The sequence below is a fragment of the Streptomyces sp. bgisy130 genome, from assembly GCF_057708345.1.
Genome location: NZ_JBYISA010000007.1, coordinates 101,082 through 115,086, shown reverse-complemented (window position 1 = coordinate 115,086; position 14,005 = coordinate 101,082). Strand labels below are relative to the sequence as shown.

9 protein-coding genes are annotated in these 14,005 nt (G+C 66.4%); 7 read left to right on the top strand and 2 right to left on the bottom strand.

The annotated features are described in order from the left end of the window. Positions 1 to 788 precede the first annotated feature (788 nt). Both mycP and eccCa read left to right on the top strand, forming a co-directional pair. Positions 789 to 2,069 carry a type VII secretion-associated serine protease mycosin gene (mycP, locus tag AC3EUV_RS12320; protein ID WP_435602877.1) on the top strand — a complete coding sequence of 427 codons (1,281 nt, stop codon included), beginning with the start codon at positions 789 to 791 and terminating at the stop codon, positions 2,067 to 2,069. An 11-nt stretch (positions 2,070 to 2,080) separates the two neighbouring features. Then, complete coding sequence (gene eccCa / locus AC3EUV_RS12315; RefSeq protein WP_435602876.1) at positions 2,081 to 6,019, top strand: type VII secretion protein EccCa; 3,939 nt, start codon at positions 2,081 to 2,083, stop codon at positions 6,017 to 6,019. A gap of 1,393 nt (positions 6,020 to 7,412) precedes the next feature. On the opposite strand, the gene AC3EUV_RS12310 is transcribed toward eccCa, so the two are convergent. Further along, positions 7,413 to 7,799, bottom strand: a complete 387-nt coding sequence (locus AC3EUV_RS12310; RefSeq protein WP_435602875.1) for a recombinase family protein — start codon at positions 7,797 to 7,799, stop codon at positions 7,413 to 7,415. Then, positions 7,796 to 8,173: a DUF6415 family natural product biosynthesis protein gene (locus AC3EUV_RS12305; protein WP_435602874.1), complete on the bottom strand. Its 378-nt coding sequence runs from the start codon at positions 8,171 to 8,173 to the stop codon at positions 7,796 to 7,798. The genes AC3EUV_RS12310 and AC3EUV_RS12305 overlap by 4 nt, the downstream gene beginning before the upstream one ends. Before the next feature lie 557 nt (positions 8,174 to 8,730). Here AC3EUV_RS12305 and AC3EUV_RS12300 point away from each other — a divergent pair. The 5 genes from AC3EUV_RS12300 to AC3EUV_RS12280 all read left to right on the top strand — a co-directional run bounded on the left by AC3EUV_RS12300 (position 8,731) and on the right by AC3EUV_RS12280 (position 13,992). After that, on the top strand, positions 8,731 to 10,200 hold the full coding sequence (locus tag AC3EUV_RS12300; RefSeq protein WP_435602873.1) for an NsdA family TPR-like regulatory protein: 1,470 nt from the start codon (positions 8,731 to 8,733) through the stop codon (positions 10,198 to 10,200). A 12-nt stretch (positions 10,201 to 10,212) separates the two neighbouring features. After that, a complete protein-coding gene (locus AC3EUV_RS12295; RefSeq protein WP_435602872.1) occupies positions 10,213 to 10,839 on the top strand; it encodes a 2'-5' RNA ligase family protein in 627 nt (208 codons plus the stop codon). 1,058 nt (positions 10,840 to 11,897) lie between these two features. Further along, positions 11,898 to 12,380 carry an ATP-binding protein gene (locus AC3EUV_RS12290; RefSeq protein WP_435602871.1) on the top strand — a complete coding sequence of 161 codons (483 nt, stop codon included), beginning with the start codon at positions 11,898 to 11,900 and terminating at the stop codon, positions 12,378 to 12,380. Between the two features lie 413 nt (positions 12,381 to 12,793). After that, positions 12,794 to 13,150, top strand: a complete 357-nt coding sequence (locus AC3EUV_RS12285; protein ID WP_435602870.1) for a hypothetical protein — start codon at positions 12,794 to 12,796, stop codon at positions 13,148 to 13,150. 281 nt (positions 13,151 to 13,431) lie between these two features. Continuing rightward, complete coding sequence (locus AC3EUV_RS12280) at positions 13,432 to 13,992, top strand: hypothetical protein (RefSeq protein ID WP_435602869.1); 561 nt, start codon at positions 13,432 to 13,434, stop codon at positions 13,990 to 13,992. Positions 13,993 to 14,005: the final 13 nt, after the last annotated feature.

The window sequence follows — 14,005 nt, the reverse complement described above, 5'->3', positions numbered from 1 at the left end:
GAGGGGGGTTCTGCCGGTCCGGTGGTGCATCCCTCTGCACCGAAGGCTCCGCGTCCTGGTACGTCGCTGGATGGTGTGCGAGGCGGGGTTCCGACGCCCGTCGGTCCGTCGCGCGCAGGCTCTGGCGGTCCGGTAGTCGGAGGGGCCCCTCGCGACTTCGGGTCGGGGACCGGCGAGCCAGGCGTGCCTTCTGGTGGTCTGCCGCTTGGTGGCGGGCGTGGTCCGCTCGGCGGCAGGCCGGCACGCCCCGGTTCGCCGGTGCCGGGAGCGACTCCTGGAGGTGGTCGTGCGGGTTCGGGAAGGTCTACTGCGCCGGGGGCCCCTGATCGGACGGGCCAGGGGGCGCGGCCACCGATCGGTGGTACGGGTGGCTCTGGTGCGTCCGGCTCCGGGAGTGCGCGTGGGCGCCAGGGTGGGCTGACGCGGCGTCCCGGCGGTGTCGTCGGAGAGCCGGCTAAGCCAGGTGCGCCGGGGAAGGGCGCTCAGGGAGGCTCGGGTCTGCATCGCAGTCGGGGTGGCGGCCTCAACAGCGGCTCGGGACCGTCTTCGCGAGGTCGGGGCCCAATGGGTGTGCCGCCTAGTGGACGCTCGGGCCGTGAGGACCGGGAGCGGCGGGGTTCATCGAGGCCGGACTACTTGGTCGAGGATGAGGAGACCTGGGTTCCGCAGCGCGACGTGGTGCCTGGAGTCATCGGGGTGCCGCCCTCTGAGGAGCGCGGTGATACTGAGGTGCCGGTGCAGCAGGAGCGTGAGTTGGGGCCGGACAGTTCGGAAGGAAGCGGCAGGGAGTGACGTTCAAGCGGTGGGTCCGGTCGGCGGGTGGGGCGGTGCTGCTATGTGGGGCCACTGTCGTGCAGTTGGCGCCGCCTGCAGTCGCTGATTCCATTCGCGATCGGCAGTGGGCTGTGGCGTCGTTCGACGTGGATGACATTCGGAAAGTGTCCATGGGGAAAGGGGTGACCGTCGCCCTCGTCGACTCTGGCGTCGACGGGACTCATCCCGATCTGGTAGGCAATGTGTTGCCAGGCAAGGACTTCCTCAAGGGCAGCGGCCGTGCCGACCGCGAGCAGGAGGATGTACACGGCACCGCCATGGCGTCGTTGATTGCAGGCCATGGCCACGGGCCAGGTGGTAGCGCAGGCATCATGGGACTGGCCCCTGCCGCAAAGATCCTGTCTTTGCGCGTCAACACGGACGACGGCTTGGGTGTCGGCACCGGCAAAGGGGATGCTCCGGTGTCGCAAGCGATTCGTTACGCCGTGGACCATGGTGCGACGGTCATCAACCTGTCCCTGGGGGATGAGTTCAAGGTCCCCGGCATGGACGACGCCATCCGGTATGCGCAGGAGCGAGGCGCCGTCATTGTGGCCGCGTCCGGGAATGACGGCGTTGGCACGCCGAACTATCCAGCAAGCTATCCCGGTGTGATCTCAGTGGGCGGTGTCGACTCCTCCGGGAAGATCTGGGACAAGTCCAACTACGGGCCACACGTCCTGCTCTCAGCGCCCGCCGTGGACGTGGTGAGCGCGGGTCCGCGCCGCCAGTACGGCGGAGGGAGTGGAACCTCCAATTCCACGGCCTACGTTTCGGCAGCCGCCGCTCTCCTTCGTGCGAGGTTTCCAGATCTCACGGCGGGTCAGATCGCCAACCGCCTCGTGAAGACGGCGAAGCTGCCGGAATCGGCGACCGGCTTGAAGGTTCCGGATAAGCATTACGGCTATGGCTTCATCCGCCCCTACAGTGCGCTGACCGCCGACATTCCTGCCGGATCAAAGAACGGGCCCCTGCCAACGCCGTCGCCCACTCCCTCCGCAGCCGCACCCGCCGAATCCGCGAAGCCCGGCACCTCCTCCAGCGGAGACCGGTCGGTGTACGTCATAGCGGCTGTCGCGGGGGTGGTGGTCCTAGGACTCATGGCTGCTCTGGCCGTGGTGGTGATCCGGCGACGCCGCCCTGTCGTCCCGCCTGCGCCCCCTGTCATTCCCAGCGTATATATGACTCCGCCGCGACCGGGAGGTGCCCAGACGCCGTATGACGGGCAGCGGCCCGGCTCGGGTTTCGGGCAGTAGCCGGACGCCCGTTGGCAACCGTTACCGTCAAGCGTCCTGTCCGGACGCTGCCTCCTGAATATCCCAAGGACGAGCTTCGGCTGAAGGCTCCGCCCACGCTGCCCCGGAAGGGGAGCGAGTCGGTCGCATTGATGCTGATGCCCATGATGGGGATGGGCGGATCCGCGGCGTTCTTCTTCCTTCCGGGCTCACACCCGTTCATGAGGGTGATGGGCGCCGTGATGGTGGTCTCCACGCTGGCGATGGCCTTGGCCCAGGTCGTGCGGGCCCTGCGCGGACCGGCTACGTACATGAACGGGGAACGGCGGGATTATCTGAGGCACCTTGCGCGCGCCCGGGAGGAGGTGCGGGAGACCGCGCGCCGCCAACGGCGTTCGGAGTGCTACGCCTTCCCCGAGCCGGCCCAGTTGTGGGCCGTTGTTGCGCATCGCCGCCGCCTGTGGGAACGGCGGCCGGCCGATGACGACTTCGCTGAGGTGCGTATCGGGCGGGGCCCGCAGGAGCTGGCTACCACGCTGGTCGTGCCCCGGGCAGAGCCGGCCGATGAGTGGGATCCGCTGGCCGCGCACGCTCTGCGGCAATTCCTGGCCGCCTACGCACAGCTCGATGACCTGCCTCTGGCCGTGTCGCTGCGTGCCTTCCCACGGCTGTTGATCCGAGGCGATGCGGAAGCCGTCTATGGGACGGTGCGGGCGATCGTGTGCCAGCTGGCGGCTTTGCATTCGCCTGATGACCTACGGATCGCGGTGGTCGCCGCGCCGGGAGCACTGCCGGAGTGGGACTGGGTCAAGTGGCTGCCGCACGTCCAGCACCACAAAGCTACGGATGGGACCGGGCCGGGGCTCCTGGTGTGCCGCTCGTTGGACGCCCTTGAGGAGTTGCTGGCCGATGACCTCACTACGAGACCAGAGTTTCAACGCGACGCCCAGCCGCTTCTCGACCGGCCGCACCTGGTCGTGTTGAAGGAGCAGGGGTCGGGCGTCGGCTGGGAGGAGCGCCTGGGCATGACCGTTCTCGAGGTCGAGCCCGGCAGCGATCCTGCAAGGGACGGCTACGGTCAGGCGGTGATGACCGTCTCGCCGGGCGAGTTGCGTCTGGAGTCCGGGGCCGGCGCGGCGTACGAGGGTGTTCCGGATGTCCTGTCGGGCACGGAGGCGGTGGCGTTGGCCCGTGCGCTGGCTCCCTTGCGCAGCCACGCCGAGGAAGACGTGGATCCGCTGGTGGGCGACCTGGACTTCGCCGAGCTGATGGGCATCAACGCCCCAGCGTCGCTGGATGTGGCGCAGGCATGGCGCCCGCGCGGCCCCCAGGGCCGGCTGCGCGTACCCATCGGTGTCGATGGCGACGGCGCGCCCGTAGCGCTGGACCTCAAGGAGGCTTCCCAGGGCGGCATGGGGCCGCATGGTCTGTGTGTGGGTGCCACCGGCTCGGGTAAGTCCGAGCTGCTGCGTACGCTGGTCCTGGGACTGGCCGCCACGCACTCGTCGGAGACGTTGAACTTCATTCTGGCGGACTTCAAAGGTGGGGCGACATTCGCCGGCCTGGCCGACCTGCCACATGTGGCGGCGCTGATCACCAATCTCGTAGAGGACCTCGCACTCGTTGATCGTATGCACGATGCGGTCACCAGCGAGCTGACGCGACGCCAGGAACTGCTGCACTCCAGCGGCCATTTCGCCAACATCCACGACTACGAGAAGGCAAGAACTGCGGGCGCCCAGCTGGAGCCTCTACCGTCCCTGCTGATCGTGCTGGATGAGTTCAGCGAGCTGCTGGCCGCCCGGCCCGACTTCCTCCAGATGTTCCTGCAGATCGGCCGTATCGGTCGTTCCCTGGGAATACACCTGCTGCTGGCCACCCAGCGCCTGGAGGAGGGACAACTCCACGGCCTGGACACCTACCTGTCCTACCGGCTGGTGATGCGCACCTTCTCCGCTGACGAGTCCCGCACCGCACTCGGCACCCCGGCCGCCTACTATCTGCCCCCGGTCCCCGGTGCCGGGCTCTTGCAGCACGGCACCGAACCCGCTACACAATTCAAGTCCGCTTACGTATCCGCCCCGCACCAGGCCGCCGCCGCTCCAGTGGCCGGTCAGCGCGTCGTCGAGCGGTCCCCCGTGCTTTTCACAGCGGAGTCGGCTTGCGCCACATTCGACGCGCCGGCCTCGGAGCAGGAGGCGAATCCGCAGGCATCGACCGCACCCGCCGAGACCGTCCTGGACGTCATCGTCGATCGCCTGGCAGGGCAGGGGACACCCGCACGGCAGATCTGGCTGCCTCCACTGGAGATTTCCCCGTCCCTCGGCCAGCTGCTGCCACCCATGTCGATCACAGTCGAACGTGGTCTGCATGCAGCCGACCCGCAGACCCTGAGTCTCACCATTCCGCTCGGTATCGCGGACAAGCCGTTGGAACAGTGTCGCGACATCCTCACCCAGGACCTTTCCGGTCCGGGCGGTCATGTCGTCGTCACCGGAGGCCCCCGCTCAGGGAAATCAACCCTCCTGCGCACACTCATACTGTCGCTCTCGTTGACGCACACGCCGAGGGAAGCGCAGTTCTACTGCGTGGACTACGGCGGCGGCAGCCTGTTCTCCCTCGCCGGACTTCCCCACGTCGGAGGCGTCGCGTCACGGCTGGAGGCCGGCAAGGTGCGGCGGAGCATTGCCGAGGTGATGGGCATCCTCCGTGAGCGGGAGGAGTTCTTCCACGCCCATCACATCGACTCCATGCAGACGTACCGCGCACGCCGCGCGGATGGCCATTACGACGACCATCTGTGGGGCGATGTCTTCCTGGTCATCGACGGCTGGGCCGCGTTCAAACGTGAGTGGGAGAACCTGGTCCCCGACATAGAAGCTCTGGCGCTGCGCGGTCTCGCCTACGGTGTCCACCTCGTCGTCGTGGCTTCCCGGTACAACGAGATGCGCCCCGCGCTCACCGACCAGTTCGGCGCTCGCCTGGAACTGCGCCTGGCGGACCCGCTCGATTCCGCACACGACCGCAAACGCGCCCGCAACATCCCCATCAACCGCCCCGGCCACGGCCTCGCAGCAGGAGGACTCCACTTCGTCACCGCCCTACCCCACCTCGACAACCCCGACTCCGGCTCCGTGGACAACCCGGCATGGAGCAGCGAGCAGCTCGTGGCGAAGATCGAGGCTCACTGGCCCGGGTCGGTGTGCCCACCCGTCCGGATGCTTCCCGACCGGCTGTCCGCGGACGACCTGCCCAAGGCCAGCGAAACGCTTGAGCTCGGCTGCGCCATCGGGGTCGAGGAAGCCACCCTCTCCCCGGTGTACGTCAATCTCGACACCGACCCGCTCCTGGTCATCTATGGCGAGAGCGAATCAGGAAAGTCCGCCCTCCTGCGCCTGATCGCCCAGCGCATCGCCGACCAGCATCAACCCCATGAAGCGCTGCTGCTGGTCGGTGACTACCGGCGCGGCCTGTTCGGGCATCTTCCCGAGGACCATGTCCTGCACTATGCGCCGGCCGTGGGTTCCCTGGAGCAGGGGCTGGCGCAGCTCGGCCCGCTGCTGGGCACTCGCATGCCCACCGAAGACACCACTGCCGAACAGATGCGTGCGCGTAGCTGGTGGCAGGGGCCTGAGATCTTCGTCGTCATTGACGACTACGACCTTGTCGCCCTGCCCTCAGGCAACCCGCTCGAGGCCATCGCCGAGTACCTGCCCTACGCCGGCGACATCGGCCTGCGCGTCATCGTGGCCCGCTCCACCGCAGGCGCCGCCCGCGCCACCTTCGAACCCGTCACCCGACGCCTCAAAGAACTCGGCGCCCAAGGGATCATCCTCTCCGGCGACCCAGAAGAAGGACCGCTCATCGGCACTACCAAGGCCACTCCCATGCCCCCGGGCCGGGCGCAGTTCGTTCCTCGCCGAGGGCCCACCGGGCTCGTGCAAATCGGATTCCTCCCAACGGCCTCGTGAGCCTTGGCGAAGCTCACCACCCGATTCATCGGGCGGCGTGCGGCAGGGCCCATCCGGAGCTGCTGCAGCTATGCCGGGGCATGTTCCGAACCTTGAAGTCCTCCCCGGGCGGGTTCCCTTGTGAGGGACGGACGAGGCTCGGCTGGTTGGGTGATCGCAGCGAAGGCGACGATGCCTTCGTGTCGACAGGGCGTTGAGCAAGCATGACGTTCATGACATCTAGTCCGCTTTTGAAGCGTTCCGTCCCTCTGGTGATGGTCTCGGTGTTGCTCCCCGTTGCGACCGCGGGCCCGGCTGCGGCTGACACCAGTGCTTGTACGCACCACTTCTCGGGACCTCAGGTCTGTATCCGTCTGGAGGGTCGCAATCATTCGAATTCCGTGACGGCGATCTGGACCAACCCCTCAAGGGGGACGAAGCACCGGAAGGTCAGCCTCTACATGAATGGGCGGCACTTCAGCACAGCGCAGGCACACCGGGTCGGAAGTACGCTCAGCCATACGTGGGGCAGATTCGACACCGGTACCGATACCAAACTGTGCGTCAAATTCGCCGGAATCTCGCGGATGGCCTGCGAGATGACCAGGTACATCGGCGACCGTACGCAGCTCTGACGAAACTGACCACGACTGCGTCACTACGTGACGCGGCGGCAGCGGCGGGGGTCACTGCGAGGTCGTTGAAGATCGGAGTCAGGGGCACCTGAGCTGTCCGCGCAGTGCCGCGAAGTTCCGCAGCGCGGTCCAGTCCACATCGGCTTTCGGGAGGGGAACGGCCGTGGTCTGCTCCTTTCGTCGGGCGCTTCTCGTTCGGTGTTACGCCCCGGGTGGGGACCAGTGAGGCGAGTCAGGGGCGTCCCGGCCCGGGGCGGTCTGGGAGGCGGTGCGGTTCCCGCACCACCGGGGTCCTGCCGTGCTGTGTGTGCTGCGCTGGCAGCTTCAGAGGCCCGTATCCGACGCTGCGAAGAGCCGGGGCGTTGAGGGCGTCTGTGGTGCCACTGACAATCGAGCTGGGCGGTGTCAGGACGAGGAACTGCGAGGGCGAGCAGCGGGCGGCAGAGGGATAAGCGGGTGGGTGTTCTTGGCTGCGCGGGCGTCGGCGCCGCTCATCACAGGTCACCGTCCGCAATCCGCTGCGACCGCGTCCGCATCACTGTCAGTGAGTCTGGATCCTCTGCCGGCCATTCCCTGCGCCCCGCAGTTCGCAGGTACGGAATGCCCTTCCTGATGTCGGTGACGATCGCCCGGCGGCCAGTGGCGTACTCGACTTCATCGCCCACCTGAGGACGGTGACTCAAGCTAGTCATGGCCACCGCCGATGATGCCGATGGTGAGCACAAGAGCAAGCGCGGCCAGGCACGTCAGGTAGGCGACGATGCGGCGCTGATGCGGAGTCACGGGGCCTTCCCCTCCAGAATGGCGCTCAGGGTCGGCAGGTCGGACTCGTCGAACGTGGTGACCGTCCGGCCTCCGGCTGCAAGGACTCGCTGTTCGAGCAGCAGACGCTGCGTGGTGTCGGTTGCCAGCCTTTCCCCGGTGTGCACAAGGCACAGCACCACGGGACAGTCCTCTGCTGTCCGCATGGCGGTCAGCAGCGCGGCCAGCTGTGGGCGGTGCACGGCGAGTGCGTGCTCACCGAGGTCGACCCAGCAGCCGGCAATAGCCCAGCCCATGCCCTCGGCATAGTGGCGGCAGCCCTCCAGCCGCATGCGGAGCTGTCGCCGGGAGCGGCTCGCGCAGCGGTCGTAGACGAAGGCCAGCGGGGGCATGGTGGCTTTCATCGCTGGATCTCCGCAGTGTGCCGGGCCAGCAGATACTGGCAATCCCGAGCGAGCTGGTTCACCTGGACGTGAGCGGAGAGCGCGCCCTGCCCGAGACCCTGCCTGGTCTGTCGTTCGATTCCGTCGAGCCGGGCCTTCAGCCGATGTGCCTCGATGCTGTCGGGCCATAGCTGCCGGGCCGACTCACGGATCTCGGGGAGGAGGAGAGCGATGTGCCCACGCAATTCCTCTTCCAGTTCGATCAGTGCGTCGGGCTCTGGCCGACCGGAGCCGAGACACAGCGCGCGTTGGATAGTCGCGCTGATCGTGTCCCTGTCGATTGGGGAATCTTCGCTACTCGCCTCGGACCGTGGTGGTGGATATGCACGCGTCACCCACCCCCGCCTGCAGTGCTCTGCCTCACTCTCTCGTAGATCGAGCCGACCGATTGCGAGATCACCCCCGTCTACTGCCGGGACGCTGGTTGCGAGCTGTTGACGATTTGCGGAGGCCGAGGTCTGCGGGGGATTGGACGGGCGGGTGCGCTTGATCACGATCTCCGCCTCACTGCTGTGGCAGGACGGCGCGCTGCTCACGGGGGCGGAGCTGGGGGCGGGTGGCGAACCGTCATAGATCTCGGCGACCTCGGCTGGCCATGCAGGCCCGAGGGGCTCGGCTCCTGATACACGGTGCGGGGGCACGGGGCACCTCCAGGTAGGCGTACGCCCAGCGGGGGGTGCGGGCGCACTCCTACGCTTTCAATCCCGGAGGCCCCTGTCGCGGGCACCGGTGACCAATTCTCTTGGACACCACCAAGGCGCTTCCACCTGCGGTGATGTCGTGACGTGCGAGGAGAACTGGACACCCGTACCTCGCAGTTGCTTGGTTTTGATGTCGAAGGGCTCTGGTGCGGCTCTACCGTGAATCCGCACGAAGACCTCGAAGGAGTGAGATGGTCTCAACTGCGACAGGTGCCGCCCGGGCTGCTGCTGACCAACTGCGGGCGGTGATGAACAAAGCGGACTGCACCCCAGCGCAGATCGCGTTGGAGATTCGCGGCCAGTTTGGGATCCGGCCGCGGGCGGCATGGCGGCTCGCCCATGGTCTGACACTGCAAGAAGTCGCGGACCGGGTGAATGACCTGGCCGCCACCCGCCCGGGTGTGGCTGTCGCAGCAGATGCCTCGTTGGCGGCGAGATGGGAAAAGTGGCCAAGCCGGACCGGCCGAAGGCCCACTCCGAGCGTCCTGGTGGTCTTGGCGGAAGTCTTCGGATGCGCGGCCGAGGACCTGATCGACTTCAAAGACCGACAGGAAATGCCCTCAGGAGAACTGCAGCTCCTCCAGCATGGCTCACTCCGTCGCCAAGCTCCGCAGAGCCCTGCGCCGGCGAACGTGGCCGTGCCGGAGCCCGAAGCGGACCCTGTGCAGTCCGCTGCCGGTGAGTCCGCGCTCTGGGCGCAGTGGGCTGAGACCACGAACGTCGGGGACATCGCGCTGGAGCAGCTGACGGCGGACGTGCGTGCGTTGGGGAGGGACTACCTGTGCCGCGAACCCGCGATCGTCTTCTGTGATGCCCGCCGGCTACGCGATCGCATCTTCGCTCTGCTGAGGGGACATCAGCGACCAAAACCATCCAGTGAATTGTACGTACTGGCCGGCTATCTGTGCTGCCTGCTGGCCTGGATGTCATCCGACCTGAGCCCACGGCTCGATCACGCCGACACCCAGGTACGCACGGCATGGCTATGTGCCTCCCTCGCCGACCACACCCAGCTTCGGGCCTGGACCCTTTCAACCCGATCCAAGATCGCGTTTTGGGACCGGCGGTTTCGAGATGCCATTGCATTCGCTCATGAAGGCGTCGCCCTTCAGCCATCGGGCACCGTGGGCGTGCTGCTGGCGTGCCAGGAGGCCGATGCCTGGTCCCGGCTCGGAGCCGCAGACGAAGCCCACGCTGCCCTGGCCCGGGCACACGAAGTGCAGGAGTCACTACAGGGCGGTGACGACGTGGGCGGTGTTCTGTCGTGTCTGGACTTCCGACGAGTCAATTACTCGACGGGGGTGAACCTGCGTATCGGGCGAGCATCTGCGGCTCTCAAGGAGGCGACAGGTGCGCTGGTCGGCCCATCGCCGCACGCTTACGGCACCACTGCGCAAATGCGCATCACCCTCGCCTGCGCCCACATCGCGATGGGCGAACCTGACGGCGCCGCGGAGGCCCTGCGCCCGGTCCTCACACTGACGCCCGAGCAGCGACTGGCACCGATTGCCGAGCGAATGCACGAGTTCGCCGCCATCGTCGCCCGATCGCCGCTGGCCGAGAGTCGGACCGCCTCCCACCTGCAATCGGCGGTGAAGAGCTGGTATCTGGAATCCACTCCGCGCCGGTTGGCGCTCTCGCCAGGAACACTCACGAACTGATGGGATCCCGGCATGACAGGACACCGAGCGCAGCACAGTCACATGACCAACCACTGGTGGTGGAGGCCCGGCTGGCAGCTAGGAAGCAGATTTCTCACCTTCCACTTCACCTTCCAAGACGCCCCCGACGTCCACCGGCTCGCCGCCAAATACCGGCACGCGCTGGCCAATGTCAACGGCCTGGACCTGGTACCGGATTCCTGGTTGCACCTCACCACCCAGGGCCTCGGCTTCGCCAGCGAGGTTCGCAAGACCGATCTCCAGGCGATCCTCGACGCGGCCGGTGAACGCCTCTCAAGTATCCCCGCCTTCGACCTGGCCCTGAACCGTCCCGAGATCACCCCAGAGGCTGTCCGGTGGGAAGCAGCACCCAGCGCCCCACCGACAGGAGTACGCACGGCGCTGCGCGAGGCAATCGGCACTGTCTGGTCCGACGTCCCCGAGGACGACGGTTTTGCCCCGCACGTCTCCATCGCCTACAGCAACGACTCCGGACCGGCCGCCCCCATCCAGGCAGCCGTCGACGCCGTAGACAGCGAGCCGGCCACAGCCCATGTCCGCAGCGTAGAGCTGATCGTGCTCAACCGTGACCAGCACATGTACGAGTGGGAAACCTACGCCCGACTGCCCCTCGCCTGACCTTGCACTGTCCTCAGCGGTGACGAACACACTGCTCAACGTCGTCACCGTCCGGGTGAGGGCTGCGGCCCTCACCCGGTACGCCGGGCGAGGGCCCGATCCTTGTTCACAATTCCTGCTGTGGTCCGTCTCTGAAGTGCTTGCACCGTGACAGCTCGTTCGATAACAGTTCGCAACGCACCTCATTCCGCAGCCTTCCATCATCGAGCGGCCCTTGCAAGTGAATCAGTCACGACCAGACATAGAAAGAATGGAAGGTAATTGGAATCCCGGCAGGTTCCATCAAAAACTTCCCGATGAGACCCCTGTACCGCTTGGGTGAATTCCGCGCTACGTTTCGGAGCCCGGCAGCGTGGTGGGGTGGGTGGCGTTGCGAGCACGAACGCGAGGGGTGTCGGCTCTTCGGTGCCCTGGCGGTCGCGTTCCGGCCATGAGGGGGCTACCTCGACGACGCCACCGTTATCGCTCCATGGCCGAATTGGCGGCACCCATAGCGCTATGGGATCGGCCGGGCCTCATCCGAGGGCAGCAGTTGCAGCCCGTGAAAAATGAGGAGAGAAAGCGAGAGGAACTGTGCTGGTCTCCGTGTGTCGAGCAGTGGGGGTGAGTCAGAGTTTTTCAGGCCAGGCAACTGGCAGAAGCGAAAGACCCAAGAATGAGCGTATCTGCACTGATCCTGAGAGACCTAGCGACCTGACCTTGCCGTCACATTCCCAGGGTATTCGTCTTCCCTTGCCCGAAGCGCCCTGACGGTCGATGACGCCAACTCTCGCAAGGGGAGAGGTGAATCGCAGAAAGTAATTCAGCGCCATCAAAGACCTCTTGACCAGTGGGTTCCGCTCTTCACGAGCGCCACGGTTCGGTGGTCGCGTCCCGGTCGCGATCGCTATGGAGGTCTCCGGAATGATTCCACTCCTGTTCGTCACCGCATCCCTGTCGCTGTTGCTCACTCACACGGGCCCCGTCATCCTCACCGAAGCAATCATGTGCGTACGCCCAGGGTGCGGGCGTCACCGTCGCGTCGGTCGCGGGCGGCACGCAGTGCGAGGGGGCCGACGATGACCTCGAAGCCCCCGCCCGCAGCGGAGGGAACCACCCAGGTTCTGTGGCGCTGGACTGGCAGTACCCCCGATGTGGCGGCGCGGGCCCGAATTGCATTGAACTGCGCCCTGGACCAGTTCGGCTGCGGGGGCGAAGTGCTCGATGACGCTGTGCTGGCCGTATCCGAGCTGGTCGCCAATGCTCTTGAGCATGCGCCCGGCCCATATGAGATGCGGCTGCGCTGTACGGCAGCCGAGCTGATCTGCGAGGTGGTGGATCGGGATCCTCGGATCCCGGCGATCCCCGCATTTCTGCCAGCCGCCCCGTTCGAACCCGAGCCGGAGAAGCGCGGCGGCGGCGTGGACGCGTTGCTGGAGGTCTTGGGGGAGAGGGGGAGAGGGCTCCACATCGTTCATCAACTTACCTGCGGCGCCTGGGGCTTCACGGCTCGGAAAGGTGAAGGGGTGAAGGTGGCCTGGATGGCTATTCCGAGGGCCTGAGTCCGGCCCAGCGGATGAAGTGCGCAGGCTGTCGCCGTATCGGGCGAGGCCTGCGCCTCCCTTTCGAGAGTATGGCAGGTGCGCGGCGCTCCGGAGGGTGCGGCGGGAGGCGAGCGGGTTGCCTGCTCCCGTGACGGTTGGACGGCGCAACGCCGGGTAACTCCAATTTGCAATCGATCACGGAGGGTGGTTATTTAGGTGCAGTGGGTGATGGAAGGTGGGGAAATGTGACACTCAGTCAACGGGTGAGGTGGCTTCGCGCCTCGGCCTGCGTGACCGCTGTGGCTTTGCTGTTGAGTGGATGCGAAGGAAGCCGTTCTGACGACAGACCGCTGCCTGAGAGGCCGGTGGAGTCGGCGACATCTCATAAGCCTGGTTCACAGCATGCGGAAGCCCTGGCGGTCTACCGAGCTATGTGGCGTGATCTCGCAGCCGCGTCTGAGACGTCCGATGCGACATCTCCGCTGCTGGACGATCACGCGACCGGTGGTGCTCTTGAACTGATGAAGTACGGCTTGCGCAAGGCGAAGGCGGACAAAATCGTGAGCAAGGGCGCGCCCGGGGTGGACCCGCAGGTGGTTTCGGCGAGAAGCCAGGAAGTTGTTCTCAGGGACTGCGTTGATAGCACGAGGTGGTTGGAGTACAAGCTGAACGGCGAGCTGAAGAATGACGTGCCCGGTGGTCACGAAAAGGCAGAAGCCACGGTGCGGCTCAGCGGCGGAATGTGGAAGGTGTCGAAGCTCTACCTTCACGAATCCGGGTCGTGCTGACGGAATCGCCGCAGTCGGCGCTGAGGGCAATGACGGCAATCGTGTTCGCTTGCGTATGGGCTGCGGGGACACCGTCCGTCGCAGTAAGGGCCGATGACATCGCTCACCGCTTCGCCGGGGTCAGCTGCGCCCCCAGCGCCTGCGAGGTGGCCGCTGGAAGCGTATCGAAGCGGCCATCCGGACCGGGCAAGAGCGGTCCCACAGCCCCAGCGGCGCCTGCGAATCGGGGGCGAAAGGAGACCTCGGCTTTCACGTTGCATGACTTGAGGCACCGTTCAGTCTTGATGGGGCTGTTCAGTGCGGGCAAGGGCATTTTTCCGCGCGTCGACGGCGAGAGGGCGCACAAATCGAGGGCGGATGTGCCAGTGAAGGTGGTGGTGCAGCGGGCTGTGGAGCGGCTGAAGTTGCCCAGGCCGGTGATCCGTACGAGTCCGCCTGAGGATTTCAGGCAGGTGGTGCGAGTGCCGACGTGGATGTGGGTGGAGCGCGGGACGTGGGCTCCTGTTACCACCTCGGCTGCGGTGGACGGGGTGGAAGTGACCGCGACGGCTCGGCCTCGGAAGGCGGTGTGGTCGATGGGCGATGGCGGCACCGTGGAATGTCTGGGGCCGGGGACGCCGTACTCGGACAGCTATGGCCCCAGGGCGTCGTCGCCGGACTGCGGCTACACCTATCAGCGTGCGTCACTGGGTGAGCCGAAGGGGGTGTTCACGGTGTCGGTGCGGGTGACCTGGGATGTCGAGTGGCACGGGAACGGACAGGCCGGTGTGGTTCCGGGGCTGGTGATGGCTGCGGAGCGCCAGTTGGTGGTGGATGAAGTGCAGACGGTCGTCACGCGCTGACGGGCTGGAGGGA

Bases quoted from the DNA above. Each gene is read 5' to 3' on its own strand.
- AC3EUV_RS12310 (WP_435602875.1), bottom strand. From the start codon at position 7,799: ATGAAAGCCACCATGCCCCCGCTGGCCTTCGTCTACGACCGCTGCGCG.
- AC3EUV_RS12295 (WP_435602872.1), top strand. From the start codon at position 10,213: ATGACAGGACACCGAGCGCAGCACAGTCACATGACCAACCACTGGTGG.
- AC3EUV_RS12300 (WP_435602873.1), top strand. From the start codon at position 8,731: ATGGTCTCAACTGCGACAGGTGCCGCCCGGGCTGCTGCTGACCAACTG.
- AC3EUV_RS12290 (WP_435602871.1), top strand. From the start codon at position 11,898: ATGACCTCGAAGCCCCCGCCCGCAGCGGAGGGAACCACCCAGGTTCTG.
- AC3EUV_RS12285 (WP_435602870.1), top strand. From the start codon at position 12,794: ATGTGGCGTGATCTCGCAGCCGCGTCTGAGACGTCCGATGCGACATCT.